The sequence below is a fragment of the Bradyrhizobium sp. 33ap4 genome, from assembly GCF_032654765.1.
In the GTDB taxonomy this organism is placed as follows: domain Bacteria; phylum Pseudomonadota; class Alphaproteobacteria; order Rhizobiales; family Xanthobacteraceae; genus Bradyrhizobium; species Bradyrhizobium australafricanum.
In genome coordinates this window covers 36,168-61,653 of the sequence record NZ_JAUMTJ010000038.1, presented here as the reverse complement: position 1 = coordinate 61,653, position 25,486 = coordinate 36,168, and the positions used below count along the sequence as shown (strand labels likewise).

Below are 25,486 nucleotides of genomic sequence, written 5' to 3'. Positions count from 1 at the left end.
TTCTTGGCATCACTCCAACGCCCGCGCCGTGCCGTGCCCCAGTTGCCGTGAGATCTCGCCCGCACAATCGCGCAGCGCAGCTGCGATTGCGCTGTCCCAGCCGGCGTCGAAGGTGCCTTCCGGCCCCATCGCGGTGATGACCAGCGCGACGTGGCCGGCGTGATCGAACACCGGCGCGGCGAAGGCGTTGACGCCGGGCAGGGGATCGCCGATCGCTCGCGCCAGCCCGCGGCTGCGGACCTCGGCGAGGATCTCGGCCGTCTTCGCGTCCGCCGGCGGACGCTTCGGATTGTAGCCGACGCCGAGGCGATCGAGGCCGCTCTCGAGCGCGGTCCTGATCGCGTTCGGCGGCATGAAGGCGGCGAAGGCGCGGCCGGTCGCGGTCTCGAGCAGCGCCACCACCGATCCGACGCGCATCGCGATATGCACCGGATGGCTCGGCTCCTCGAGCCGCACCACGGTCGCGCCGTGGGTGCCCCAGACCGACAGCGATACCGCGTGATTGATGCTGTCGGCGAGCGCTGCGATCCGCGGCGATGCGATCCGCACTGCGGACTGCCGGCGCAGGCTGATCAGGCCGAGCTCGAGCGCCAGCGCCCCGATCTCGTAACGGCCAGTGGTCTCGTCCTGCTCGATCAGGCCGATGCGGGAAAAGCTGACGAGATAGGGATGCGCCTTGGCCGGCGGCATGCCGGCTTCGCGCGCGAGATCGCGCAGCATCATCGGTTCGCCGCTGCGGGCCAGCGCGCGGAGCAATTCTCCGCCGACCTCGATCGACTGTATGCCGCGGCTCTCTCTCGTCATGTGGCCCTGTTTGGGTTCGCGCGTTCGCACTTAGCAGGAAACCTTGCCGTCCGCGAGACGTCGATCTGCGCGGGAAGTCGTTGTGAGTGACAGGTCCCCACCCGTCATCCTGAGGAGCCCGCGAAGCGGGCGTCTCGAAGGATGCACGGCCCGGCTGGTGGCCGATCCATCCTTCGAGACTCGCTCCGCTCGCACCTCCAGCGACAAAGGCGAAGCCTTTGCGCGGGGATGACGGTACTCACAACTTGCTTCTCTCCGCCGCCGCCTCACCTGCAATGTGCTTGCCCGCGATGTAGCCGAAGGTCAGCGCGGGCCCGAGCGTGATGCCGGCGCCGGGATAGTTGCCGCCCATGATGCTCGCCATGTCGTTGCCGGCGGCATAGAGGCCGGCAATCGGCTGGCCGTCGGCGTCGAGCGCGCGGGCATTGGCATCGGTCCGGATGCCGGCATAGGTGCCGAGATCGCCGATCACCATCTTGATGGCGTAGAACGGCCCGTGCCGGATCGGCGCGATGCAGGGATTGGGTCCGTGCAGCCCATCGCCCTGGTAGCGGTTATAGGCGCGCGAGCCCTTGCCGAAGGCGGGATCGCGTCCCTCCGCCGCGGTGGTGTTGAACTCCGCGACGGTCGCCTCGAGCGCCTTGGCGTCGATGCCGGCCTGCGCGGCGAGCTCCGCCAACGTCGCGCCGCGCTTGAGATAGCCGGTCTTCAGGTGATGGCCGAGCGGCATGGGGCGCGGTGGCACGCAGCCGAGGCCGTATTTGCGCAGCGTCTCGTGATCGCAGATGAGATGCGCCGCGATCTCCTCGCCGGGCTTCGCCGCCTTGATCATCGCCTGCACGAAGTCGTGGTAGGAATTGCCTTCATTGGCAAAGCGCCTGCCGTCGGCCATCACCGCGATCACGCCCGGCTTGGCGCGATCGATGAAATGCGGCATCACGCCTTTCGAGCCGTCCTTGCGCGTCGTGACCGAGACCGGCACCCAGGCCGCGGCATTCGGCAGCGAGTCGTCGACGCGGCCGCCGGCGGATTCCGCAAGGCGCAGGCCGTCGCCGGTGTTGCCGGTCGGGCCCGGCGAGTAGTGCTCTTTTCCGGTCGGCGCATGCGGAAACATCTTCTGCCGTCGCGCGACGTCGTGCGGAAAACCGCCGCAGGCGAGCACCACGCCACGCTTGGCGTTGACGCGGATCGGGCGCCCTTCACGCACGACGACCGCGCCGCGCACCGCGCCGTTCTCGACGATCAATTCGCGCACCGGCGAGTTGAGCCAGAGCGGGATCTTGAGGTCGAAGGCGGATTTCGCCAGCCGTCCGGCGAGCGCGTTGCCGTTGGTCAGCGTCATGCCGCGGCCGTTGCGCATCACGTCGATGGCGTGCTTCGACAGCCGTTTGGCGACATAGGCCGCCGAGGTCAGCGACCGGGTCGCGCGCATGAAATGCACGATCTCCTTGCCGGAGCCGAGCATCATGCCGAACACGGTGAGCTCGGGCAGGGGGCTGCCGAGATTCTTGAGAGCGTCGCCGAGCTCGTGGGCGTCGAACGGCCGCGTCACCATCGAGCGGCCGCCCTGCGCGCCGCCCGGCGCTTCCGCATGATAGTCCGGGAAGGTCAGCGGCATGTCGAAGCGTACCGCGGTGCTGGTGGTGAAGAAGTCGACCGCCTTCGGCCCCTCGGTCAGGAACGCATCGACGCGGGCGGCGTCAAAGCTGTTGCCGGCCTCGTGGCGCAGATAGGTTTTGGCCTGATCGGTCCTCTCCTCGATGCCCCAGGCCTTGGCCAGCGAGGTGCCGGGGATCCACAGCCAGCCGCCGGAGCGCGCGGTGGTGCCGCCGAACCGCGGCTCCTTCTCGACCACTAGGACCTTGAGGCCGTGATGGCCGGCGGTGACCGCCGCCGACAGCCCGGCGCAGCCGGAGCCGACGACCAGCGCGTCGCAATCATAAGTTTCTTCGTTGGCCACGCGATCGATCCTATTTCTTGAGCAGCGGGCACTTCGACTCGGAGACCGGACGATAGGCGTCATCGCCCTTCACCGTCTTGACGATGTCGAGATAGTCCCACGGTTCCTTGGATTCCGAAGGCTTCTTCACCTTCGCCAGATACATGTCGCGGATCACGCGGCCGTCCTCGCGCAGCTTGCCGCCATGCACGAAGGTGTCCTCGATCGGCAGCTCGCGCATCTTGGCCATCACCGCCTTCGGATCGTCGGTGCCGGCGGCCTGGATCGCCTTGAGATAATGCAGCACCGAGCCGTAGACGCCGGTCTGGATCATGGTCGGCATCACATTGGCGCGGGCGTAGAACTTCTTCGACCAGGCGCGCGTCTTCTCGTCCATGTTCCAGTACGACGCCGTCGTCATGTAGGTGCCTTGCGCGGCGTTGAGGCCGATCGCATGCACGTCGGTGTCGAACATCAAGAGCCCGACCAGCTTCTGGCCGCCCTGCACGAGGCCGAACTCGCCGGACTGCTTGATCGAATTGTCGGTGTCCTGGCCGGCATTGGCGAACGCCACCACGTCGGCCTTCGAGCTCTGCGCCTGCAGCGCAAAGGAGGAGAAGTCGGCGGTGTTGGTCGGATGCTTGACGCTGCCGAGCACCTTGCCGCCCATCTCGTTGATGAAGCGCGTCGCGTCCTTCTCGAGCTGCTGGCCGAAGGCGTAATCCGCGGTGACGAAGAACCAGGACTTGCCGCCTTCCTTGATCACGGCCGAGGCCGTCACCTTCGACAGTGCGTAGGTGTCGTAGGCGAAATGCACCGTGTTGGGGCTGCACAATTCGTCGGTCAGCGAGCTCGCGCCGGGACCGGACAACAGCGCGATCTTGTTGCGCTCGCGCACCATGTTGTGCACGGCGATCGCGATGCCGGAATTCGGGATGTCGACGACGGCGTCGACCTTGCCGTTGTCGAACCAGCCACGCACGATCTGCACGCCGACATCGGTCTTCATCTGGTGGTCGGCGGAGATGATCTCGATCGGCTTGCCGAGCACGGTGGGGCCGAATTCCTCGACCGCCATCCTGGCCGCCTCGACCGAGCCCGGGCCCGAATTGTCGCGTCCCCAGCTCGACAGGTCGGTCAGCACACCGATGCGCACGACGTCGTCGGAAACCTGGGCGTGAGCGGCCGTGGTGATCACCGCGACAATGGTTGCCGCCAGAAACTGTCTCATCATTCCTCCCTTTGGATGTCCGCGTTCTTCGGCGGGTCATCTCAGGATTAGGAATTGTCTAATCAGTTTGTCAATGGCGAATTCGATGTGTGAATAGTGTCACAAGGTTGGCACCAGTGCGGCGCGATGCTTCACATTTGGTGAGCGAACGCTTACATTGGCTCGTCCGGGACGGCACCGCGGCAACGATTCCGGCTCATTTGCCAGACCGCGCCGCAGTGCCAAGTCACTATGAAACAGGGGAGTTTTCGCGGACGGCGACGCGTTTCGCTGCCCGGACTGGGCCACCCGTGAAGGGCAAGGCTCCTGCGGGGCGGGGCATGAAGGGCGTCGGCGGGGCAGCGATCATAGACGGATCATGTTGAGACAGCTCTTCGCGCCGCAGCTCGTCATTCTTTACGTGCTGGTGGCCTCTACGCTCTACGTCCACTTCCGCGGCAAGCATCGGTTGCGCTTCGCTCGCCAGCTCGGCGATCACTCGACCTACCTCGCGCCCTACAATGTGCTGATGTATGCCGGCTCCGCCGTGCCCAACGCGCCGGTCATTCCGGTCGAGCAGTTTCCCGAGCTCAAGAAGCTCTCCGACAATTGGGAGACGATCCGCGACGAGGCCACGCGCCTGTTCGACGAAGGCTTCATCCGTGCCGCGGCCAAGAACAACGACTGGGGCTTCTACTCCTTCTTCAAGAGCGGCTGGAAGCGCTTCTATCTGAAATGGTACGACGACTTCCTGCCGTCGGCGCGGACGCTGTGCCCGAAGACGGTGGAGCTGCTCAACTCGATTCCGAACGTGCATGGCGCGATGTTCGCGATGCTGCCGCCGGGCGGTAAGCTCGGGGCGCACCGCGATCCCTTCGCCGGCTCGCTGCGCTATCACCTCGGCCTCGTGACGCCGAACTCGAACCAGTGCCGCATCCTCGTCGACGGCGTCGAATGCGTCTGGCGCGACGGCGAGGCCTTCATGTTCGACGAAACCTTCATCCACAGTGCCGAGAACAAGACCGACGTCAACCGCATCATCCTGTTCTGCGACGTCGAGCGCCCGATGAAGTTCGGCTTCATGACGGCGATGAACCGCTGGGTCAGCCACAACATCGTCAAGGCGTCGGCGACCCAGAACGTTGACGGCGAGCACGTCGGCGCGCTGAACAAGGTGTTCGGCAAGCTCTACGAGATCCATCTCGCCAGCCGCAAGGTGAAGGAGTGGAATCGGAACGTGTACTACACGCTCAAATATTCCGCGACCGCGCTGATCCTCGGCCTGATCGTGATGTCGGCGCTGCACTGACCGCGGCGGCGTTGCCGCGTTGGAAGCAAAAGCCCCGAAGCATGCTCCGGGGCTGTTTGTCTGGGACGAGAGCTGTGAGGCGCAACAGCGTCAGTGGCGCTCGAAAACCTTGGCGCCAGGGTAGATTCGCCTGGCATAGGCGACGACCCACTCCCTGTCCTGGGTCTCCAGGAACGGAGTTCGGATCTTGCACGACCCGACGATCAGGTGCCACAGGCCGTTCAGCTTCTGAATGTTGACGATCATCTGAGTGGTCCTCGAAACCCGCGTTCCAGTCGACACCTGCCACGCGTGACAGTCTTGCGATTGACGGCTCGGAGCAGTGATCCTGATCACGTTGGAGTAGCCGCGAGTGTAAAAATCTCTCGTCATCGCTCAACTGTACGGGCGTAAGCACGGGCCATCACAAGGAATCAGGCGGGCTATACCAAGGTATGTTGGTGTCGGTCAGGAGGTGCAGCCGCAGCGTCGGGGCCGTTCAACTTTGCGCGGCGGCGCGCCTTCGCGCTCCGATCCGTTACATGGGCGTGATAACGTCCCATCTGGCGTTTCGCATTGAGGGGACCTTGCCATGTCGGAGTCATCAGGAGCTTTTGCGACCACTGCGCTGAGCGGCTACGAGCTGCTGGCCGATCCGCAGCTGAACAAGGGCACGGCCTTCTCCGAGGCTGAGCGCGAGGCGTTCGACCTGCATGGCCTGTTGCCGCCCAATATCCTGACGCTGGACGAGCAGGTCTCGCGCCGCCTCGAGGCGCTGCGCGGCTTTGAGACCGACATCGAGCGCTATGCCTTTCTGCGCGAGCTGCAGGACACCAACGAGACGCTGTTCTACGCGCTCCTGGTCGGCAATCTGGAAGAGCTGTTGCCGATCGTCTACACGCCGACCGTCGGCGAGGGCTGCCAAAAATTCAGTCGGCTGTTCCGCAAGCCGCGCGGGCTGTTCCTCAGCATCCCACATCAGCACCGGATCGATCGCATTTTCGCCCATCCGCGCTTCGATCACGTCGAGGCGATCGTGGTGACCGACGGCGAGCGCATCCTCGGCCTCGGCGACCAGGGCGCCGGCGGCATGGGCATCCCGATCGGCAAGCTCGCGCTCTATACCGGCTGCGGCGGCCTGCATCCGGCGACGACGCTGCCGATCATGCTCGACGTCGGCACCGACAATCCCGATTGCCTCGCCGATCCGCTCTATGTCGGCTGGCGCAACGAGCGCGTCCGCGGCCAGGCCTATGACGACTTCATCGAGGCTTTCGTCGCGGCGGTGGTGAAGCGCTGGCCGCGCGTCCTGCTGCAGTGGGAGGATTTCGCCAAGAACAACGCGACGCGCATGCTCGAGCGCTATCGCGACCGGCTCCTGACCTTCAACGACGACATCCAGGGCACCGCGGCGGTGGCGACCGGCGCCTTGCTCTCCGCGATCAACGTCACCGGCGTGCCGCTCACCGAGCAGCGCGTCGCCGTGCTGGGCGCAGGCTCGGCCGGCTGCGGCATCGCCAGCCTGATCCGCGCCGCGATGGTCGATGCCGGCCTGTCGGAGAGCAAGGCGGCGAAGCGCTTCTTCATGGTCGACCGCGACGGGCTGCTGCTCGAGGGTATGAGCGGGCTCGCCCCGTTCCAGCTTCCGTTCGTGCAGGACAGGCAGGCGATCGCGGGCTGGCAGCTCAGCCATCCCGACAAGATCGCGCTGCTCGACGTCGTGCGCAATGCCAGGCCGACCGTGCTGATCGGCGTTTCCGGCCAGGCCGGCGCATTCTCCGAACCGATCGTCCGCGCGATGGCCGAATGCAACAAGCGACCGGTGATCTTCCCGCTGTCCAATCCGACCTCGCGCGAGGAGGCGACGCCGGTCGATATCGAGGCGTGGACCGAGGGGCGGGCGCTGATCGGCGTCGGCAGCCCGTTCCCGCCGATCATGCGCGACGGCGCGCGCTTCAAGGTCGACCAAACCAACAACTCCTACATCTTCCCGGGTGTCGGCGTCGGCGCGCTCGCGGTCGGTGCCAGCCGGGTCAGCGACGGCATGTTCATGGCCGCCGCCAAGGCGCTGGCCAGCGTCTCGCCGGCGCGCGACAACCCGAAGCACAATCTGCTGCCGCCGGTCAGCGCGTTGCGCGACGTCTCGCAGACCGTGGCGCTTGCGGTCGCGCTGCAGGCGCACAAGGAGGGATTGGCGAAGGACGTTCCGATCGACCAGGTCGAGGCGCGGATTCACGCCAAGGTCTGGACGCCGCGCTACGTGCCGTACCGCCGCAGCGATCGGGCTTAGAGCTCGGCGCGTCGGCGCGGCGCGATCCTCCGGGCCGCGCGCGGCCCCGCATCGATTTTATGACCATCATGATCGGGTCAGGGTGGGCTCGACCTCGCTCGCGCCTTCTCAACGGGCTTGACCGAAGTAAGAATTTTCTTCAATCTTGGTATGCCAAATGCCAGTGGTGGTCCTTCTGGGATTTGGACGTCGCGGTGTCCGCAGCCCGCGATCGCACAACATCGACACAACGAGGAAGCGGGGAGGGAAGTCGAATGGCCAATCTTGGCATGTCGCGCAGGGAGTTGCTGGTCGGGTCCATGCTCACGGCGGTCGCCGCGGCGGCGCCGCGACCGCTCTGGGCCCTCGACAATACCGGTGCGCTGGCGCGATCGAAGACCGGCATGGTGACGAGCCCGCACGAGCTCGCCACGCAGGCGGGGCTCGAGGTGCTGCGCAAGGGCGGCAATGCGATCGAGGCGGTCATCGCCATCGGTGCCACGCTATGCGTGACCTATCCGCATTTCAGCGGCCTCGGCGGCGACAGCTTCATGGTGATCAGTGACCGCAAGGGAAATGTCCGGACGCTGTCCGGCGCAGGTCAGGCTGCGCTCAACCTGCCGAACTACAGCGGCTCGGTCCCGATCCGGGGGCCGGGGTCGGCGCTGACCGTGGCCACGACCGTTGACGTCTGGGACCAGGCGTTCGATTTCAGCCGCAAGTCCTGGGCCGGAAAGCAAAGCTGGGCGTCGCTGTTCGCGCGCCCGATCGAATACGCCAGCAAGGGCTTCCCGGTCACGCCGTCGCAGCGCTTCTGGCAGGACATGGAAGCGAAGAACCTGAAGGACTGGCCCGACATCCAGCGCATCTTCATGCCCGCCGGCCGGATGCCTGAAATCGGCGAGCCGCTGGTCCAGGCTGAACTCGCGAAATCGCTGGAGATGCTGGCGGCAAATGGCGGGCGCGATTTCTACGAAGGAAAGCTCGCCACGCGCATTGCGGCCGGACTGAAGCAGATCGGCTCGCCGCTGACCGCCGACGATCTGGCGCGCTGCCGCGCTCGCGACGAGACGCCGTTGCGCGTCGGTTATCGCGGCGGCGAGCTGCTCGGGCTGCGCCCGCCGACGCAGGGTCTCACGACGCTCGAGATCATGGGCATCCTCGACCGCTTCGAGCTTGCGAAATATCCGGAAGGGAGCGCGGACTACTATCACCTGCTGGTCGAAGCGGTGAAGCAGGCCTTCATCGACCGCGGCCGCTACATCGGCGATCCGGAATTCGTCGACGTTCCGGTCAATCAGCTGCTCTCGGCGAGCTACCTCGACGCGCGCGCGAAGGCGATCAACCTCGAGAAGGCGATGCCGTGGCCGTACGTGTTCAACAAGGGCGACACAGTTTATCTCGCCGCGACCGACCGGGACGGCAATTGCGTCAGCATGCTGCAAACCGTCTACTACGATTGGGGAAGCGGCATGGTGGCCGGCGACACCGGCATCATCTGGCATAACCGCGGTGCGTCGTTCAACCTCGACCCGGCCAGCCCCAACTGCCTCAAGCCGGGCAAGCGGCCGTTCCACACGCTCAATCCGGGAATCTATCTCAAGGGCGGACGGCCGCATCTGCTGTACGGCACGCAGGGAGCCGACGGGCAGCCGCAGACGCTCACGGCGGTGCTGACCAGGCTGATTGACTACAACATGGATCCGCTCACCGCGCTGTCGCGACCGCGCTTCCTGCTCGGCAAGACGTTCTCCGATGCGCGCGACAGCCTGAAGCTGGAGAAGGATGCCGGTGAAGCGGTGTTCAAGGCGCTCGCCGGGCGCGGCCACGAAATCAGTCCGATACCAGCCCAGAGCCCGCTCGCGGGACATCCGGGTGCGATCCGGATCGACGCCGACGGAAGCATCACCGGGGCGCACGATCCGCGCAGCGACGGGCGGGCCCTCGGGCTGTCGTGAGACGAAGCGCGGCAGATTGACGAAGCCGCCCGGCGGCTGCCGCATCCGGCAGCCATCTGCGAAGCATGGTCCCCCGGTGGGCGAGCGGTGGCGGACGACGCTTCGGCGCGTTGCGATTGTTGCTCGCCGTGGCCGACTGAAGGCCGACTAAAGTTCAAGCCTCGACGGTCCGTTCCGGTGGAACTTTCCGGCGCGCGTTATCGTTCGTACTCAAACGAACCACAGTCAATAACCGTCCGGGGGCCTGCGAGGGAGACACCCCCATGGCAACATTTGGCCCAACGCTTCGTCCAACCCCTGGCCTCGACGCCAACCAGCTCACACCATCCGAGCATCAGCTGCAGATGCGCCGTGCGGTGATCGCCTCCACGGTCGGGACCGCGATCGAGTGGTATGACTTCTTTCTCTACAGCACCGTCACCGGCCTGGTTTTCGCAAAACTGTTCTTTCCGCATTCCGATCCCTGGGTCGGCACGCTCGAGGCCTTCGCCATCTATGCGGTCGGCTTCGTCGCGCGGCCGATCGGGGCTGCGATCTTCGGGCACTATGGTGACCGCATCGGCCGCAAGTCGACGCTGATCGCGACGCTGCTGTTGATGGGACTGGCGACCGCGGCGGTCGCATTGGTGCCGACCTATTCCAGCATCGGCATCTGGGGTGCGGTGATCCTGACCGTGTTGCGCTTCATCCAGGGCGTCGGCGTCGGCGGCGAATGGGGCGGCTCGGTGCTGATGTCGATGGAATGGGCGCGCAACGATCGCTCCCGCGGCCTGATCGCGTCATGGCCGCAATTCGGCGTGCCCTGCGGACTGTTCCTCGCCAATCTCGCGGTGCTGGCTTTCAGCCAGATGTCGGGCGACCAGTTCCTGGCGTGGGGCTGGCGCATTCCGTTCGCGCTCAGCATCGTCCTGGTCGGTGTCGGCCTCTACATCCGGCTCGGCATTCTGGAAACGCCTGTGTTCAGCAAGCTGCTGGCCGAGCGTCAGCTCGACCGCACGCCGATGCTGACGGTGATCCGCGATCATCCGAAGGAGATCCTGCTGTCCGCCTTCGCGCGGATGTCCGAGCAGGCGCCGTTCTACATCTTCACCGCCTTCGTGTTCTCCTACGGCGTCGGAACGCTGCATGTGTCGCGTGACTTCCTGCTGACCGCGGTGCTCGCGGCCTCGGTGCTGTCGTTCGTCTCGATCCCGCTGTGCGGGCACATCTCCGATCAGATCGGCCGCAAGAACATGTACATGATCGGCGCTGCCGTGACCGGCGTGTTCGGCTTCATCTATTTCGCGATGCTTAACACCGGATCGGAAACGATCATCTTCCTTGCGATCTTCCTGTCGCTGATTCCGCACGACATGCAGTACGGCCCGCAGGCGGCCCTGATCGCAGAGAGCTTTACTGGTCGCCTGCGCTACAGCGGCGCCTCGCTCGGCTATCAGCTTGCTTCCGTGATCGCCGGCGGTCCGGCACCGCTGATCGCGACCTGGCTGTTCGGCACGTTCCATTCGGCGACCGCGATCGCGGCCTATATCGCGGCTTGCGCAATCATCACGCTGGTCGCGACCGCGATGATGACCGACTATACGGGCAGGGACATCAATGCGCCCGAGGCGCATCAGCAGCGGGTTTGAGCAGCAAGGGAGCAATCGATGACGAAATGGCGAAAAGAATCAGCGCTCGATCTCTATAACCTCGTCGCCGCGATCTTCCTGCTCGCCGCGCCGTGGCTGTTCGTGCAGGCCAATCCGACCGCGGCGATCGATCTCAGGATCAGCGGCGCGGCGATCGCGATCATGTCGCTGGCGGCGATCGTCGCGTTCTCGATCTGGGAAGAATGGATCAACCTGGCCGTCGGCTGCTGGCTGATCGTCTCGCCCTGGCTGCTCGGCTTCACGCATACCCGCGCGATGCATTTTGCCATCGCCGCCGGGGCGGTGGTGGCATTCATGGCGCTGCTCGAACTGTGGCTCGAGTACGAGAAGACGCATCTCGGCCCGGCGGCGCCGCAGGCCGCCGAAAGGCAGTAGGATCCGCCGCTGGCGAGACCGAGGTGTGGCTCCTTGTCTTTAAGCATGACCTGCTCGGAAAACCGCTTCGCACTTTTCCGGATCATGTTCTAGCAGCCGCGGCAAATCCCCTTGATCTTGCGGTCGACGATCGCGTCCTCCTGATCGATGACCTGCTGCGATGTCGATGTCGTCGCCGGAATATCGGCGGCGCGCGGCTGGCGATGGCCGACCGGCGCCGACCACGGCCTGCTCGCGGTTTCGTTTGACGCGTAGGCGCGGGGCTGCTTGACCGCCGCCTGTGCGAAGCAAGCGGTCGCCATTGCCGCGGACATAATCGCAGCCAAGCCAAGTCGTACGCCGGGTCGTTGAAGATCGATCATGAAAACCTCCATACCGTCGTCGCCGCGTTTTGCGCGCGGCCTTGATGACATGGAGTGCCCCGGTCGCTCCGGTATTCCCCGCTCCATCCGATGTGATCGGGCGCTCGCGACGCGGTGATCGCGCGTGATGAAATAATTTCCGGGCGCGCGCGGTCCTGAACACAGGAGCCGAGCTAGGTCGGCTTCATCCACCGTACGGAGAAATCCCATGACCAAAGTGACCCTCGCGGCGCTTGCGCTGGTTGCGGCAGCCGCCTGTTCGGCGCAGGCGTCCGCCGCCGGCAACAACGCTGCGGTGCGGCGCGCCAATGCTTCGATGACGACAACGACGGTCAGCAGCAAGACCACCGATTGCGTGCGCGCGCCGAAGGTTGGATCGTTCGCGACCGCTCCCTTCACCGAGCCGCCCTGCATGCCCGGCACGATGCGCTGACCGCGCACAGCAAAAAGCCCCGGACCTGAGGTCCGGGGCTTTGGGCCTTGCCTCGTTCCCGAGGCGGTTATTCCGGCTTGCCGATCGTCACCGCGAGCTTGCCGACGCCGTCGACACCGCATTCGAGCTTGTCGCCCACCTGCAGCTGCGAGACGCCCGCGGGCGTGCCGGTCATGATGATGTCGCCGGCGGCGAGCTTCACCTGCTGCGAGAGCTGCCAGATGATTTCAGGCACGTTCCAGATCAGCTCGGTGAGGTCGCCCTTCTGGGCTTCCTTGCCGTTGACGGTGAGCCAGATCTTGCCCGCGGTCGGGTGGCCGATCTTCGCGGCCGGCTGGATCGCCGAGCAGGGCGCGGAATAGTCGAACGACTTGCCGATCTCCCAGGGCCGCTCCTTCTTGCGCGAGGCGATCTGCAGGTCGCGGCGGGTCAGGTCGATGCCGACGGCATAGCCGTAGACATGCTCGAGCGCCTTGTCGGCGGGAATGTTCAGCCCGCCACTCTTCATCGCCACCACCAGCTCGACCTCGTGATGCAGGTCCTTGGTCAGCGGCGGATAGGGGATGGTCGCGCCGTCGGGCACCAGCATGTCGGCATGCTTGCCGAAGAAGAACGGCGGCGCGCGCTCGTCATTGCCCATCTCCCTGATATGCTCGAGATAGTTGCGGCCAACGCACCAGATGCGGCGGACCGGATAGGTGCCGGATTCACCGACGACGGGAAGCGAGGGCTGCGGGGGAAGCGGAATGACGGTGGATGCGGCGTTCATGAACGGGTCCCGGAGGGTTGAAGGAGGGAGCGCGGGCGGTATTTACGCGCTTACGCCGCTCAGGGCTAGTGGCCGCGGCTGCATCCGGCGCAGAGGTGAGGCCAGCTTTCCGCCGAGCGCGGCCGCCTTTGGTCGACAATGCCGGTGGGGCCCATGAGGAAATGGCTTTCGATCGGCGTGGTGCTGATCGTTGTGGCCCTGATCGCCGCCGCCGTTCGGCTTTTCACCGTCGTCCCGGAGCGTCTCGACCGGGCGCAGAACAGGGTCCAACGCGTGGCGCTGGATATCACGCCCGCCGCAAAAGACTTGCAGGCGACGCTCGACGTGGCGGACATGCATGCGGACAGCCTGTTGTGGAAGCGCGACCTGATCGCGCGATCCGATCGCGGCCATATCGATCTGCCGCGCCTGATCGAGGGGCACTACGCGCTGCAGGTGTTCTCGTCCGTCACGAAGTCGCCCAAGGGTCAGAACTATGATGCCAACGGCGCCGACACCGACACCATCACCAACCTCGCCATCATCGATCTGCAGCCGCCACGGACGTGGTTCTCGTTGCTGCAGCGCTCGCTGTGGCATGCCGAGAAATTGCGGAGCTCCGCCGAACAGTCCGCCGGGCGGCTGCGCCTGATCGCAACGCCGGCCGACCTCGACCGCCTGCTCGCCGACCGCAAGAACGGCGCGACGGTGGTTGGCGGCATGCTGTCGGTCGAGGGCCTGCAGAACATCGAGGGCAATATCGCCAATCTCGACGTGCTCTACGGCGCCGGATTCAGAATGGCCGGTCTCGCGCATTTCTTCGACAATGATGTCGCAGGCTCGATGCACGGCGTCGCAAAGGGCGGCCTGACGCCGCTCGGCCGGCAGGCGGTGCAGCGGATGGAGGCGATGGGCATGATCGTCGATCTCGCGCATGCGAGCCACGCGGCGGTCGCCGAGGTGCTGGCGATGGCGACGCGCCCGGTGGTATCGAGCCATGGCGGCGTTCAGGCGACCTGCAAGGTCAACCGCAACTTCACCGACGACGAAGTCCGGGGTGTCGCGCGGACCGGCGGCGTGGTCGGCATCGGTTTCTGGCAAGGCGCGGTCTGCTCGCTCGATCCGAACAATGTCGCGCGGGCGATCGCTCATGTCCGCGACCTGGTCGGGATCGACCATGTCGGCCTCGGCTCGGATTTCGACGGCTCGACCACCACGGGCTTCGATGCCAGCGAGATCGTCGCTGTGACCCAGGCGCTGATGTCGCGCGGGTTCTCGGAGGACGACATCCGCAAGGTCATGGGCGGCAATGTCCTGCGCGTGCTGCGCGCAGGCATTGCCCCGAAGGGGTGAGACGCCCTAGCCGGTGGCGCTGATCGGCGCCAGCGCCAGCGGCGACGGGTCGTGGTGGTGCTGCAGGCGGAAGAACGAGGCGTAGCGGCCGCCGCGGCGCAGCAGCTCCTCGTGACGTCCGCGCTCGACGATCTCGCCGCCCTCGACCACCAGGATCGCATCGGCATGCATGATGGTGTGCAGGCGGTGCGCGATCACGATCGTGGTGCGGCCCTGGCAGAGATGCTCGATCGCTTCCTGCACCTGCTTCTCGGACTCGGAGTCGAGCGCGGCGGTGGCCTCGTCGAGCAGGATGATCGGCGCGTTCTTGATCAGCGCGCGGGCGACCGCGATGCGCTGGCGCTGACCACCGGACAGCTGGGTGCCGTGTTCGCCGACCGGCGTGTCGTAGCCGAGCGGGAAGCTCATGATGAAGTCGTGTGCGCAGGCGGCCTTGGCGGCGTCGACGATCTCTTGCTCGGTGGCGCCCTGCTTGCCGAAGGCGATGTTGGCGCGGATGGTATCGCGGAACAGATAGACGTCCTGTCCGACATAGGCGGTCTGCTGCCGCAGCGATTTGCGCGACACTGACGAGATCGGCAGTCCGTCGATCAGGATGTCGCCCTCGCGCGTCTCGTAGAAACGAAGCAGCAAGGCCAGCACGGTCGATTTGCCGCCGCCGGAGGGGCCGACCAGCGCGGTCACCTTGCCGGGCTCGGCGACGAAGCTCATGCGGTTCAGCACCGGCTCGCTCGGCCGATAGGCGAAGCTGACATCGCGCAGCTCGATCCGCGCGTCGGAGAGTTTCAGCGCAGGCTTGTCGTCGTCGGTCTGTTCGCTCGCCGGGCTATCGACCACCTCGAGCAGCATCCGCGCGCCGACCAGCTGGCTATTGAGGTCGATGTTGAGCCGCGCCAGCCGCTTGGCCGGCTCGGTCGCCATCAGGAAGGCGGTCAGGAACGTGAAGAACTGGCCCGGCGTGGAACCGAGCGCCACCACGCTGTAGCCGCCATACATCAGGCAGCCGGCAACCGCGAAGCCGCCGAGCATCTCCATCAGCGGATTGGAACGGTTGGCGACGCGCGCCATCTTGTTGGCATTGCTCTCGACGGTTGCGATGTGCTCGTCGATCCGCTGCTGCATGGTGCCTTCCAGCGTGAACGCCTTCACGGTGCGGATGCCCTGCAGTGATTCCTGCATCGTCTCCATGATGTCGGCGGTGCCGGTGAACTGGTTGTAGGCGAGCCCCTTGATCCGCTTCACCAGCCTGCGCAGCATCAGCATCGCCGGCGGCACCGCCACGAGCCCGATGAACGACATCAGCGGGTCCTGCCAGACCATGACGGCGACCATGCTGATCAGCATCAGGAAGTCGCGGCCGATCGCGTTGACCAGCATGTTGAGTACGTCGGTGATCGACTTGGCGCCGGCGGTCAGCCGCGCCAGGAATTCCGACGAGTGCCGCTGCGAGAAGAAGCCGATGCTCTCGCTCATCAGCTTGGCGAATAGTTGCCGCTGGTTGCTGGCGAGGATGGCGTTGGAGATCTTGTTCAGGATCACCATGTGGCCGTAGGTCGCCACGCCCTTGATGAACAGCAGCACCACCGTGATCCCGGCGAACATGGCGATGCCGGGGATGTTCTTGTCGACATAGGCCTGGTTGATCACCTGGCCGAGCACGTAGGTGGCGCCGGCCGTCGAGCCGGCCGCAACGGCCATCAGGGCGAACGCCGTCAGATAGCGCCGCCAATAGGTAATCCCTTGTTCCATGACCAGGCGGCGAATCAGGATCGCCGCGCCATAGGGATCGTCGGTAATTTTCTTTGGAAACTGGGCCATCCGCGTTCCATTGACGGCGGGCAGCGCCGGCCGTCAGGGTTGCGGGACCTCCTTGCCCGCTTGGCGGGGCTTTTTCAAGCACAATAACTGCTTGATAACGGTTTGTTTTTTAGGCCGATTCCGCTTGTCGCGCGGAGCCCGCGCGCTCCCGGAACAGCTTCTCCTCCCAGGCCAGTGCGTGGCTCGCGATGGTCTCGAGATCATCGTAGCGCGGCGTCCAGTTGAGCAGCGAGCGGATCCTTGTCGTGTCGGCCACCATGGTCATGATGTCGCCGGGCCGGCGTGCGGCGTAGGCGACCGCGAAGTTGCGCATCGAGACCCGGCGCACCGCCTCGATCGTCTCGAGCACGGAATAGCCGCGGCCATAACCGCAATTCATCGTCACCGATTGCCCGCCGGCGCGCAGATAGGACAGCGCCGAGCGATGCGCCTCGACGAGGTCGCCGACATGGATGAAATCCCTGATGCAGCTGCCGTCCTGGGTCGGATAGTCGGTGCCGAACACGTCGATCTTGGCGCGCTGGCCGGTAGCGGCCTCGACCGCGATCTTGAGCAGATGGGTGGCGCCAATGGTGGCAAGGCCGGCGCGGCCCTTCGGGTCGGCGCCGGCGACGTTGAAGTAGCGCAGCACGACGTAGCTCATGCCGTGAGCGGACGCGACGTCGTGCAGCATGATCTCGGTCATCAGCTTCGACGAGCCGTAGGGCGACAGTGGACGCGTCGGTGCGATCTCCGGCACCGGCACCTGGTCCGGGTTGCCGTAGACGGCCGCGGTCGAGGAGAAGATGAAGCGGCTGACGCCGCCCTTCACCGCCGCGTTGAGCAGGCTGCGCGTCGTCATGGTGTTGTTGCGGTAGTAGCCGAGCGGATCGCGCATCGAGTCCGGCACCACGACGGAGCCCGCGAAATGGATGATGCTGTCGATGCCATGCTGGGCGATCACGCCCTCGACGAGGTTCTCGTCGCCGGCATCGCCGATGAACAGCGGCACGCCTTCGGGCAGGAACGCAGAGAAGCCGGTGGAAAGGTTGTCGACCACGACGACGCTCTCGCCGGCATCGACCAGCGCATGAACCATGTGACTTCCGATATAGCCGGCGCCGCCGGTCACGAGCACGGTCATGGATAGAGCTCTCCCGATGTTCTTTAACCGGTGATGCTAGCGGGAGTGCGGTGAAGAGGGGGTTTCGCCGCGGCCGAACTGGCCACTATGCTTAATGTTGCGTATAGGAACTGGCACGAAACGGAGACTTGAGTGCCGATCGAGAACACACCTGCCGGCGAGCTCGAGCTCATCGTGCCCAATCTGCACCGACGCTATTCGGGTGTCACCGCGACCAACCGCATGGTCGCGCCGAAGCTCGCCAAAATGCTTCGCGCGGGCTGGCTCGGCTCGCATCGGCCCGACGGCATCGACGCGATCGGATTCGCCGATCTCCTGCGGCTGTGGCGGCTCGCATCGCCGCTGATCTGGCACGCGCGGCGCAACGACGAGATGATCGTCGGGCTCGCGCTGCGGGCGCTCGGCTGGCCGCTGAAACTGATCTTCACCTCGGCCGCGCAGCGCCATCACACCTGGCTGACGCGCTGGCTGATCCGCAACATGGATGCGATCATCGCCACCAGTCCGCTGTCGGCCTCCTATCTGAAGCGCGACGCGACAGTGGTGATGCACGGCGTCGACACCGACCGCTATGCGCCGCCGGCCGATCGCGCGAGCGCCTTCGCCGAGAGCGGATTGCCGGGACGCTATGCGATCGGCTGTTTCGGGCGGGTGCGCGCGCAGAAGGGCAGCGACGTCTTCGTCGAGGCGATGTGCAGGCTGCTGCCGCGCTATCCCGATTTCACCGCCGTCATTGTCGGCGCCGTGGTGCCGGAGCAACTCGCCTTTGCCAACGAGCTGAAGCGGAAGATCGAGGCCGCCGGCCTGCAATCGCGCATCATCATCACGGGCGAACTGCCCATCGAGGACGTCATGCGCTGGTATCAGCGGCTGACGATCTACGCCTTCACCTCGCGCAATGAAGGTTTCGGCCTGACCCTGATCGAGGCGATGTCTGCGGGCGCGGCGCTGGTGGCAGCGCGCGCGGGCGCGGCCGAGTTCGTCGTCGAGGACGGCGTCACCGGCGTGCTGACGCCGCCTGGCGACGCCGATGCGCTGGTGGCCGCGCTGGAGCCCTTGATGCGCGATCCGGCAGCGGCCGCGGCGATGGGGGCGCGGGCGCGGCAACGAGTTGTGGATAAGTTCAGCCTCGATGCCGAGGCGAATGCGATCGCCAAGGTCTACCGCGCGCTGACCTGAGCCAGCACGCGCTGCGCAATCTCCACGACCTCTTCGGGGGCGATATCGCGCATGCAGCGATGATCGTTCATGGTGCAGACCGTGCGCTGGCACGGCTGGCACGACAGCTTGCTCCTGGTCTGCAGCACTGTCGCGGCGAGGCCGTTGAGGGGCGCCCAGAGATAGGGATCGGTCGGGCCGAAGATGCCCATGGTCGGCGTGCCGATTGCGGCGGCGATGTGCATCAGCCCGGAGTCGTTGGTCACGGCGACGCTGGCCGCGGCCATCGCAACGATGCCGTTGCGCAGATCGGTGCCGGTAAGGTCGCGGACCCGCGCGCCGCCGGCTGCCGTGATCTCCTGCGCCAGCGCCTTCTCGCCGGGGCCGCCGACCACCCAGACGTCGAAGCCGCGTTCGGCGAACAGGCGCGCGGCCTCCGGATAATAGGTCCAGCGTTTCGAGGCGCCGACCGAGCCGGGGCCGAGCGCGATGGCGGGACCGCGGCCGAGGCCGTTGGCCTGCCGCCAGCGTTCGATTTCGTCCGCGGGAACCCGAAGCTGTGGCACCGGCCATTCCGGCGGGCGGGCGGCGCCGTCGGGCAGCGCCAGGATCGCGTTCTTGTCGATGAAGCGCGGCTGCTGCTTTTCACCCCATCGCATCGCGTTGATGAGGCCGAACCGCGCCTCGCCAAAGAAGCCGACCCGTTCCGGGATGCCCGCCAGCGCCGGTGCGAGAGCGGCCTTCCAGGTCCGCGGCAGCACCAGCGCGGTGGCGTAGTTCCGTCGGCGGAGCTCGGTCGCGAGCGCCTGCTGCTGGGCCAGCGCCAGCCGGCTGCGCGGCAGGTCGGACACGATCCCGGCGCGAACATCGGGCATATAATCGACCAAAGGGGCGCAAAGCCTGGATGTCAGAAGGTCGATCGGCCGGTTCGGCCACCGCTTGCGGAGCACCCTGACCACAGTGTGGCCGCGCACGAAATCGCCGATCCAAACATAGGGCACGACGAGGATAGGTCTGGTATCCCCGGTATCCTGTGTTTCGATATCAGATATTGAATCAATATTCATTTCTAAATAGGCCAGGGCCGATCGGGCGCGGCCAAGTCGGTAACCGGTTCGCGACGAGAGGTAAAGCCGTCGTTGCCTGTGACGCGGGAGTGGGGCAAAGCTGACGGCTGCAAAGGAATCTGGCGGGATTTCATCATGTTTCTGGTAACCGGGGGCGCCGGTTTTATCGGATCGAACGTCGTGGCCGCGTTGAACGACGCCGGGCGCAGCGACGTCGCGGTCTGCGATCTGCTTGGGCAGGACGGCAAGTGGCGGAACCTGGCCAAGCGCCAGCTTGCCGATGTCGTTCCGCCGGCCGAGCTTGGCGACTGGCTGAAGGGGCGGCGGCTCACCGCCGTGATCCATCTCGGCGCCATTTCCGAGACTACGGCAATCAACGGCGACCTGGTGATCGAGACCAATTTCCGTCTCTCGATGCGGCTGCTCGACTGGTGCACGGCGAATGCCACGCCGTTCATCTATGCCTCCTCGGCCGCGACCTATGGCGACGGCGAACAGGGGTTTGACGACGACGCGTCGGTCGAGGCGCTGAAGCGGCTGCGGCCGATGAACCTGTACGGCTGGAGCAAGAACCTGTTCGACCTTGCGGTCGCCGAGCGCGCGGCGAAGGGCGCGCCTCTGCCGCCGCAATGGGCCGGGCTGAAATTCTTCAACGTGTTCGGCCCCAATGAATATCACAAGGGCCCGATGATGAGCGTGCTCGCGCGCCGCTTCGACGACATCAAGGCGGGCCGTGTCGTGCAGCTGTTCAAGTCGCATCGCGAGGGCATCGCCGACGGCGATCAGCGCCGCGACTTCATCTATGTCGACGACGTCGTGCGGGTGATGATGTGGCTGATCGCGACGCCGCGAGTCTCCGGGCTGTTCAATGTCGGGACCGGCAAGGCGCGCAGCTTCAAGGACCTGATCGTCTCGGCCTATGGCGCGCTCGGGCTCGAGCCGAACATCCAGTATGTCGACATGCCCGAGCAGATTCGCGGCAGTTACCAGTACTTCACCCAGAGCGTCGTCGATCGTCTCGGACGCGCCGGATACAATGGCGGCTTCACTCGCCTGGAAGACGCAGTCGGGGCCTATGTGAAGGGCTTTCTCGATCGCGCGGATCGCTATCGCTAGAGCGGATGACGGTGACTGATGTTCGATTTTGAAGCGATCTCGCGTGCAATGTCCGGCCAGACCGTGCTCTGCGTCGGCGACCTCATGCTCGACGAGTTCGTCTATGGCGAGGTGTCGCGGATCTCGCCGGAGGCGCCGGCCCCGGTGATCGCGGTCAGGCGCAGCGAGACCAATATCGGCGGCGCCGGCAACGTCGCGCGCAACATCGCCGCGCTTGGCGGGCGCTGCATCTTCGTCGGCCTGATCGGCGAGGACGCCGCCGGCGCGGTGCTGGCCGAGGCGCTGGCGAAGGAGGCGGCTATCGAGACCGTACTGGTGCGCGACGTCGCGCGTCCGACCACGCGCAAGGTGCGCTTCGTCTCCGAGCAATTCTCGACCCACATGCTGCGCTCCGACTGGGAGTTCGCCGCGCCGGCCGCGCCGGCCATCGAGCAGCAGCTGATCGATGCAATCCTGCCGCGTCTTGCGCAAGCCGACATCGTGCTGCTGTCGGACTACGCCAAGGGCGTGCTCACCGCGCGTGTGATCCGCAATGTGATCGACGCGGCGCGCCAGGCGCAAAAGCGCGTCATCGTCGACCCCAAGAGCGCCAATCTCGCGATCTATCGCGGCGCGACCGTGCTGACGCCGAACCGCAAGGAATTCGCCGAGGCGACCCGCAGCCGCGCCGACAGCCAGGACAGCATCGCGCAGGCCGCGCCCGATGCGATGTACCTCGCGGATTGCGAGGCGATGCTGGTGACGCAGGGCGAGCGCGGCATGACGCTGGTGACGCGCGGCGGCGAGTCGATCCATGTGCCGGCGCTGCCGGTCAAGGTGCGCGACGTCTCCGGCGCCGGCGATACCGTTGCCGCGGCGTTGGCGCTGGCGCTGGCGGGCGGCGCCGACTGGGAAGGCGCGCTGCGGATCGCGAGCGCGGCGGCGGCGGTTGCGGTCGGCAAGACCGGTACCGCGATCGTCAAGTCCGCCGAATTGCGCCGAAGGATCCTGCCGCACGCTTCGCTGGCGGCCGAGGAGAAGATCGTCCCGGCCGGCGGCGACATCGATGCATGCCTCGAGGAGTGGCGCAGGCAGGATCTGCGCATCGGCTTCACCAATGGCTGCTTCGACATCCTGCATCCCGGCCACGTCAAGGTGCTGACCGCCGCGCGCGGCGCCTGTGACCGCCTGGTCGTCGGGCTGAACAGCGACGCCTCGGTGAAGCGGCTGAAGGGCGAGGGACGTCCCGTGCAGAACGAGCGCGCCCGCGCCGAGGTGCTGGCGGCGCTGGAAGCCGTCGACCTCGTCGCGATCTTCGAGGAGGACACGCCGATCAATCTGATCACGCAGGTGCGGCCGAGCGTGCTGGTCAAGGGCGGCGACTATACCCGCGAGCAGGTGGTCGGCCACGAGATCGTCGAAGCCGCCGGCGGCGAGGTGGTGCTGGTCGAGATCCTGCCCGGCCACAGCACGACGTCGCTGGTTGCGCGGGCCCGTGAGGGCAAGGCGTGAGCGCAAGCATGGCATCCCCGGCAGGCGCCACGGCGTGTCCGGCCTGGCGCGATCCGGCGCGCTGGCAGACCGCGACCGATGTGGTCGCGGTCCTGATTGCGCTGTCGCTGCCGTGGTCGACCTCGCTGGTCGGCATCTTCGGCGTGGTGCTGCTGATCGCGATCGCGCCGACGGTCGATCTGAAGGCGTTCTGGGCGCTGCTGAAGCGGCCGATCTGCCTGGCACCGGTCGCGTTGTTTTGCCTCGCGCTTGTCGGCACGCTCTGGTCGGACGCGGCCTGGGGCTTGCGATTCTACGCGGTCGGGCCGACCGCAAAGCTCCTCGTGCTGCCGGTCCTGCTCTATCATTTTCAGCGCTCGACCCGCGGGACCTGGGTGTTCGTCGCTTTCCTGGTCTCCTGCACGCTGTTGATGCTGATGTCCTGGCTGGTGCTCGCCTATCCGCACCTCGCGCTGCGGGCGCCCGCTCCGGGCGAGCAGGGAGTCTTCGTCAAGAACTACATCGACCAGAGCCAGGAATTCACCTTGTGCGCGGTCGCGCTGGCCTATCCGGTCGTGATGCTGCTGCGGGCCAAACGCATCCTGCCGGCCATGTTGCTGATTGCGATTGCGCTCAGCCTGTTCGCCAACATGGCGATGGTGGTGGTATCGCGGACTGCATTGGTGACGGTTCCGATTATGTTCGCGGTGTTTGCGCTGCTCCATCTGCGCTGGCGCAGCATCGTCCTGATCCTTTGCGCGGCCGCTGCGTTAGCCGTGGTGGCGTGGTATGGCTCGCCGCAATTGCGCTCGACGGCGGAGTCGTTCGAGCGCGACTACAAGCTCTACATGCAGCGCAACGAGCCGACCTCGGTCGGTCTGCGGCTCGAATTCTGGCGCAAGTCGCTTGGCTTCTTCGCCGAGGCCCCGGTCATCGGCCATGGCACCGGAGCGACCCGGGGCCTATTCGAGCGCGTGGCAACGGGTGGTGTGACCCAGGCCTCCGGCGAGGTGATCGGCAACCCTCACAATCAAACGTTGAACGTCGCCGTGCAGTGGGGCATTGTGGGTGTGGCGATCCTGTATGCGATGTGGCTGCTGCACCTCTTGCTGTTCCGCGGCGACGGCCTCGTCAACTGGATCGGGCTTCTCGTCGTGGTACAGAATATTTCCAGTTCGTTGTTTAATTCACACATCTTCGACTTTCATGAGGGCTGGATGTATGTGCTGGGCGTCGGAGTTGCGGGCGGCATGGCGTTGAAGGTGCGGGCCAATATGGAACCCGAACCTCCTGCTCGCCCATGATCGCTGGCAAGGGCTCTGCAGATACGCTATCAGCCTGCCAATGTCCCATCGCGAACTCCCAGTTGCCGGCAACCCGTCCGTTAGATGACGCGCCTTTCACAATTCACCCTGCGCAATTTCCTGATTTTGGTGCATGACGCGCTCGCGACGACGTTCGCGTTGCTGGCGAGCTTCTATCTGCGTTTCGAGGGCAGCCTTCTCACCGATCGACTGCCGCATCTGCTGCTCATTCTGCCCTGGTTCGTGCTGTTCAGCATTTTCGTCAGCTATTTCTCTAATCTAACCACGGCAAAATGGCGCTTCACCTCGCTGCCGGACGCGGTGAATATCCTGCGGGTTGCAGCTGTGCTGACGCTGGCACTGGTCGTGCTGGACTACGTCTACTTCTTCACCGGAACGAATTCGCAAAGCCCGGTGTTCCTCGGCCGGGTCACGATTATCCTGTTCTTCTTCCTCGAGGTGTTCGCGCTGAGCGCGTTGCGCCTCGGCTACCGCTATTTCCGCTATTCGCGCACGCGGCTGCATGCTCGATCCGACAATGCCGCGTCGGCGCTGCTGGTCGGACGTACGGCCGATGCCGAAGTCGTGCTGCGCGGCATCGAGAATGGCGCCATCAAGCGGCTCTGGCCGGTCGGCGTGCTCTCGCCGTCGGACGCGGACCGCGGCCAGATGATCCGCAACATTCCCGTGGTCGGAGGCGTCGACGACATCGAGGCCGTGATTCGGGATTTCGAGACCCGCCAGCGGCCGATCAAGCGCGTGGTCATGACACCGTCGGCCTTCGAACCCGAAGCACATCCGGAGAGCGTGCTGATGCGCGCCCGGCGGCTCGGCGTGATGGTCAGTCGCCTGCCGTCGCTGGAGGGCGGCGACGCGCCGCGACTGACCAATGTCGCGGTCGAGGACCTGCTGCTGCGCCCGAGCCAGAAGATCGACTACGCGCGGCTCGAGACGCTGGTGAGAGGCAAGTCCGTCATCGTAACCGGCGGCGGCGGATCGATCGGCGCCGAAATCTGCGAACGGGTCGCGACCTTCGGCGCCGCGCGCCTCCTGGTCGTGGAGAACTCGGAGCCGGCGCTCTATGCGGTCACCGAGGCGCTGTCCGCGCGCGACTCCGGGCCCGAGATCGAGGGCCGGATCGCCGATATCCGGGATCGCGAGCGCATCACGCGGCTGATGAGCGAGTTCAAGCCCGACATCGTGTTCCACGCCGCGGCGCTCAAGCATGTGCCGATCCTGGAGCGCGACTGGAGCGAAGGGGTCAAGACCAACATCTTCGGGTCGGTGAACGTGGCCGACGCCGCGCACGCCGCGGGCGCGAGCGCGATGGTGATGATCTCGACTGACAAGGCGATCGAGCCGGTGTCGATGCTGGGTCTGACCAAGCGGTTCGCCGAAATGTATTGCCAGGCGCTGGACCATGACCTGATGACCGAGGCAAAGGGCAAGCCGCACATGCGGCTGATCTCGGTGCGGTTCGGCAATGTGCTGGCGTCCAACGGATCGGTGGTGCCGAAATTCAAGGCGCAGATCGAGGCCGGCGGACCGATCACGGTGACGCATCCGGACATGGTTCGCTACTTCATGACGATCCGCGAAGCCTGCGATCTCGTGATCACCGCAGCGACGCACGCCGTGACGCCGGCGCGGCCCGACGTCTCGGTCTATGTGCTGAACATGGGGCAACCGGTCAAGATCGTCGATCTCGCCGAGCGGATGATCCGTCTGTCGGGCCTGCAACCCGGCGTCGACGTCGAGATCGTGTTCAGCGGCATCCGTCCCGGCGAGCGGCTGAACGAGATCCTGTTCGCAAGCCAGGAGCCGACGCTCGAGATCGGTGTTGCCGGCGTCATGGCGGCCAAGCCGAACCAGCCTCCGATGTCGACGCTGCGCAAGTGGCTCGCGGCGCTGGAGGATGCGATCGAGAGAGATGACCGTGTGACCATCCGCGCCGTCCTTCAGGACGCCGTGCCCGAGTTCGGATCGAATGCCGCCTGACCGCGCCGTTCTGCGGACGCCGAGACAGGACCGTTTCGAAAGCC

Annotated in this window: 21 protein-coding genes; 12 read left to right on the top strand and 9 right to left on the bottom strand. The window is 65.7% G+C overall.

Annotated elements, in window-relative coordinates; all coding sequences use genetic code 11:
- Window positions 1-9: 9 nt before the first annotated feature.
- From Q2M23_RS27190 to Q2M23_RS27180, 3 genes are all read right to left on the bottom strand, one after another.
- The gene (locus tag Q2M23_RS27190) at window positions 10-804 is read right to left on the bottom strand and encodes an IclR family transcriptional regulator (RefSeq protein ID WP_316397655.1); all 795 of its coding nucleotides are present in this window, start codon (window positions 802-804) and stop codon (window positions 10-12) included.
- A 238-nt stretch (window positions 805-1,042) separates the two neighbouring features.
- Complete coding sequence (locus tag Q2M23_RS27185) at window positions 1,043-2,764, bottom strand: FAD-dependent oxidoreductase (protein ID WP_316397654.1); 1,722 nt, start codon at window positions 2,762-2,764, stop codon at window positions 1,043-1,045.
- Window positions 2,765-2,774: 10 nt separating this feature from the next.
- Window positions 2,775-3,977 carry an ABC transporter substrate-binding protein gene (locus Q2M23_RS27180; RefSeq protein ID WP_316397653.1) on the bottom strand — a complete coding sequence of 401 codons (1,203 nt, stop codon included), beginning with the start codon at window positions 3,975-3,977 and terminating at the stop codon, window positions 2,775-2,777.
- 355 nt (window positions 3,978-4,332) lie between these two features.
- Here Q2M23_RS27180 and Q2M23_RS27175 point away from each other — a divergent pair, with 355 nt between their 5' ends.
- On the top strand, window positions 4,333-5,262 hold the full coding sequence (locus Q2M23_RS27175) for an aspartyl/asparaginyl beta-hydroxylase domain-containing protein (RefSeq protein WP_316397652.1): 930 nt from the start codon (window positions 4,333-4,335) through the stop codon (window positions 5,260-5,262).
- A gap of 90 nt (window positions 5,263-5,352) precedes the next feature.
- Here the strand turns inward: Q2M23_RS27175 and Q2M23_RS27170 are convergent, their stop codons facing one another.
- Entirely contained in the window at window positions 5,353-5,508 is a 156-nt protein-coding gene (locus Q2M23_RS27170; RefSeq protein WP_316397651.1) for a hypothetical protein, read from the bottom strand.
- A gap of 325 nt (window positions 5,509-5,833) precedes the next feature.
- On the opposite strand from Q2M23_RS27170, the gene Q2M23_RS27165 reads away from it, so the two are divergent.
- The 4 genes from Q2M23_RS27165 (at window position 5,834) to Q2M23_RS27150 (ending at window position 11,492) form a co-directional block, all read left to right on the top strand.
- Window positions 5,834-7,531, top strand: coding sequence for an NAD-dependent malic enzyme (locus Q2M23_RS27165; protein ID WP_316397650.1), 1,698 nt, complete (start codon window positions 5,834-5,836; stop codon window positions 7,529-7,531).
- Between the two features lie 254 nt (window positions 7,532-7,785).
- Complete coding sequence (gene ggt / locus Q2M23_RS27160; RefSeq protein ID WP_410469771.1) at window positions 7,786-9,468, top strand: gamma-glutamyltransferase; 1,683 nt, start codon at window positions 7,786-7,788, stop codon at window positions 9,466-9,468.
- Window positions 9,469-9,731: 263 nt separating this feature from the next.
- Window positions 9,732-11,096 carry an MFS transporter gene (locus Q2M23_RS27155; protein WP_229162793.1) on the top strand — a complete coding sequence of 455 codons (1,365 nt, stop codon included), beginning with the start codon at window positions 9,732-9,734 and terminating at the stop codon, window positions 11,094-11,096.
- Between the two features lie 18 nt (window positions 11,097-11,114).
- Window positions 11,115-11,492, top strand: a complete 378-nt coding sequence (locus Q2M23_RS27150; protein WP_316397649.1) for an SPW repeat protein — start codon at window positions 11,115-11,117, stop codon at window positions 11,490-11,492.
- Window positions 11,493-11,581: 89 nt separating this feature from the next.
- Here the strand turns inward: Q2M23_RS27150 and Q2M23_RS27145 are convergent, their stop codons facing one another.
- On the bottom strand, window positions 11,582-11,854 hold the full coding sequence (locus tag Q2M23_RS27145; RefSeq protein WP_316397648.1) for a hypothetical protein: 273 nt from the start codon (window positions 11,852-11,854) through the stop codon (window positions 11,582-11,584).
- 208 nt (window positions 11,855-12,062) lie between these two features.
- Between Q2M23_RS27145 and Q2M23_RS27140 the strand changes: the two genes are divergently transcribed.
- The gene (locus Q2M23_RS27140) at window positions 12,063-12,287 is read left to right on the top strand and encodes a hypothetical protein (protein ID WP_141342916.1); all 225 of its coding nucleotides are present in this window, start codon (window positions 12,063-12,065) and stop codon (window positions 12,285-12,287) included.
- Window positions 12,288-12,354: 67 nt separating this feature from the next.
- On the opposite strand, the gene Q2M23_RS27135 is transcribed toward Q2M23_RS27140, so the two are convergent.
- A complete protein-coding gene (locus Q2M23_RS27135; RefSeq protein WP_028341609.1) occupies window positions 12,355-13,056 on the bottom strand; it encodes a fumarylacetoacetate hydrolase family protein in 702 nt (233 codons plus the stop codon).
- 153 nt (window positions 13,057-13,209) lie between these two features.
- On the opposite strand from Q2M23_RS27135, the gene Q2M23_RS27130 reads away from it, so the two are divergent.
- Entirely contained in the window at window positions 13,210-14,388 is a 1,179-nt protein-coding gene (locus Q2M23_RS27130; RefSeq protein ID WP_316397647.1) for a dipeptidase, read from the top strand.
- Between the two features lie 6 nt (window positions 14,389-14,394).
- Here the strand turns inward: Q2M23_RS27130 and Q2M23_RS27125 are convergent, their stop codons facing one another.
- Window positions 14,395-16,206 carry an ABC transporter ATP-binding protein gene (locus Q2M23_RS27125; protein WP_316397646.1) on the bottom strand — a complete coding sequence of 604 codons (1,812 nt, stop codon included), beginning with the start codon at window positions 16,204-16,206 and terminating at the stop codon, window positions 14,395-14,397.
- Window positions 16,207-16,315: 109 nt separating this feature from the next.
- Window positions 16,316-17,329 carry a UDP-glucose 4-epimerase GalE gene (galE, locus tag Q2M23_RS27120; protein WP_316397645.1) on the bottom strand — a complete coding sequence of 338 codons (1,014 nt, stop codon included), beginning with the start codon at window positions 17,327-17,329 and terminating at the stop codon, window positions 16,316-16,318.
- A 138-nt stretch (window positions 17,330-17,467) separates the two neighbouring features.
- Between galE and Q2M23_RS27115 the strand changes: the two genes are divergently transcribed.
- Complete coding sequence (locus Q2M23_RS27115) at window positions 17,468-18,508, top strand: glycosyltransferase family 4 protein (RefSeq protein ID WP_316397672.1); 1,041 nt, start codon at window positions 17,468-17,470, stop codon at window positions 18,506-18,508.
- Here Q2M23_RS27115 and waaF read toward each other — a convergent pair.
- The gene (gene waaF, locus Q2M23_RS27110; protein WP_316397644.1) at window positions 18,490-19,554 is read right to left on the bottom strand and encodes a lipopolysaccharide heptosyltransferase II; all 1,065 of its coding nucleotides are present in this window, start codon (window positions 19,552-19,554) and stop codon (window positions 18,490-18,492) included. The genes Q2M23_RS27115 and waaF overlap by 19 nt on opposite strands.
- A 135-nt stretch (window positions 19,555-19,689) precedes the next feature.
- Between waaF and rfaD the strand changes: the two genes are divergently transcribed.
- The 4 genes from rfaD (at window position 19,690) to Q2M23_RS27090 (ending at window position 25,442) form a co-directional block, all read left to right on the top strand.
- A complete protein-coding gene (gene rfaD, locus Q2M23_RS27105) occupies window positions 19,690-20,670 on the top strand; it encodes an ADP-glyceromanno-heptose 6-epimerase (protein WP_316397643.1) in 981 nt (326 codons plus the stop codon).
- Window positions 20,671-20,688: 18 nt separating this feature from the next.
- Window positions 20,689-22,161 carry a D-glycero-beta-D-manno-heptose-7-phosphate kinase gene (gene rfaE1 / locus Q2M23_RS27100; protein WP_316397642.1) on the top strand — a complete coding sequence of 491 codons (1,473 nt, stop codon included), beginning with the start codon at window positions 20,689-20,691 and terminating at the stop codon, window positions 22,159-22,161.
- Window positions 22,162-22,169: 8 nt separating this feature from the next.
- Window positions 22,170-23,444, top strand: coding sequence for an O-antigen ligase family protein (locus Q2M23_RS27095; RefSeq protein ID WP_316397641.1), 1,275 nt, complete (start codon window positions 22,170-22,172; stop codon window positions 23,442-23,444).
- 84 nt (window positions 23,445-23,528) lie between these two features.
- Window positions 23,529-25,442, top strand: coding sequence for a nucleoside-diphosphate sugar epimerase/dehydratase (locus Q2M23_RS27090; protein WP_316397640.1), 1,914 nt, complete (start codon window positions 23,529-23,531; stop codon window positions 25,440-25,442).
- Window positions 25,443-25,486: the final 44 nt, after the last annotated feature.

Coding starts and splice junctions, on each gene's coding strand:
- Q2M23_RS27190 (WP_316397655.1), bottom strand. CDS start 804: ATGACGAGAGAGAGCCGCGGCATACAGTCGATCGAGGTCGGCGGAGAA.
- Q2M23_RS27180 (WP_316397653.1), bottom strand. CDS start 3,977: ATGATGAGACAGTTTCTGGCGGCAACCATTGTCGCGGTGATCACCACG.
- Q2M23_RS27175 (WP_316397652.1), top strand. CDS start 4,333: ATGTTGAGACAGCTCTTCGCGCCGCAGCTCGTCATTCTTTACGTGCTG.
- Q2M23_RS27170 (WP_316397651.1), bottom strand. CDS start 5,508: ATGATCGTCAACATTCAGAAGCTGAACGGCCTGTGGCACCTGATCGTC.
- Q2M23_RS27165 (WP_316397650.1), top strand. CDS start 5,834: ATGTCGGAGTCATCAGGAGCTTTTGCGACCACTGCGCTGAGCGGCTAC.
- ggt (WP_410469771.1), top strand. CDS start 7,786: ATGGCCAATCTTGGCATGTCGCGCAGGGAGTTGCTGGTCGGGTCCATG.
- Q2M23_RS27155 (WP_229162793.1), top strand. CDS start 9,732: ATGGCAACATTTGGCCCAACGCTTCGTCCAACCCCTGGCCTCGACGCC.
- Q2M23_RS27150 (WP_316397649.1), top strand. CDS start 11,115: ATGACGAAATGGCGAAAAGAATCAGCGCTCGATCTCTATAACCTCGTC.
- Q2M23_RS27145 (WP_316397648.1), bottom strand. CDS start 11,854: ATGATCGATCTTCAACGACCCGGCGTACGACTTGGCTTGGCTGCGATT.
- Q2M23_RS27140 (WP_141342916.1), top strand. CDS start 12,063: ATGACCAAAGTGACCCTCGCGGCGCTTGCGCTGGTTGCGGCAGCCGCC.
- Q2M23_RS27135 (WP_028341609.1), bottom strand. CDS start 13,056: ATGAACGCCGCATCCACCGTCATTCCGCTTCCCCCGCAGCCCTCGCTT.
- Q2M23_RS27130 (WP_316397647.1), top strand. CDS start 13,210: ATGAGGAAATGGCTTTCGATCGGCGTGGTGCTGATCGTTGTGGCCCTG.
- Q2M23_RS27125 (WP_316397646.1), bottom strand. CDS start 16,206: ATGGCCCAGTTTCCAAAGAAAATTACCGACGATCCCTATGGCGCGGCG.
- galE (WP_316397645.1), bottom strand. CDS start 17,329: ATGACCGTGCTCGTGACCGGCGGCGCCGGCTATATCGGAAGTCACATG.
- waaF (WP_316397644.1), bottom strand. CDS start 19,554: ATGAATATTGATTCAATATCTGATATCGAAACACAGGATACCGGGGAT.
- rfaD (WP_316397643.1), top strand. CDS start 19,690: ATGTTTCTGGTAACCGGGGGCGCCGGTTTTATCGGATCGAACGTCGTG.
- rfaE1 (WP_316397642.1), top strand. CDS start 20,689: ATGTTCGATTTTGAAGCGATCTCGCGTGCAATGTCCGGCCAGACCGTG.
- Q2M23_RS27095 (WP_316397641.1), top strand. CDS start 22,170: ATGGCATCCCCGGCAGGCGCCACGGCGTGTCCGGCCTGGCGCGATCCG.
- Q2M23_RS27090 (WP_316397640.1), top strand. CDS start 23,529: ATGACGCGCCTTTCACAATTCACCCTGCGCAATTTCCTGATTTTGGTG.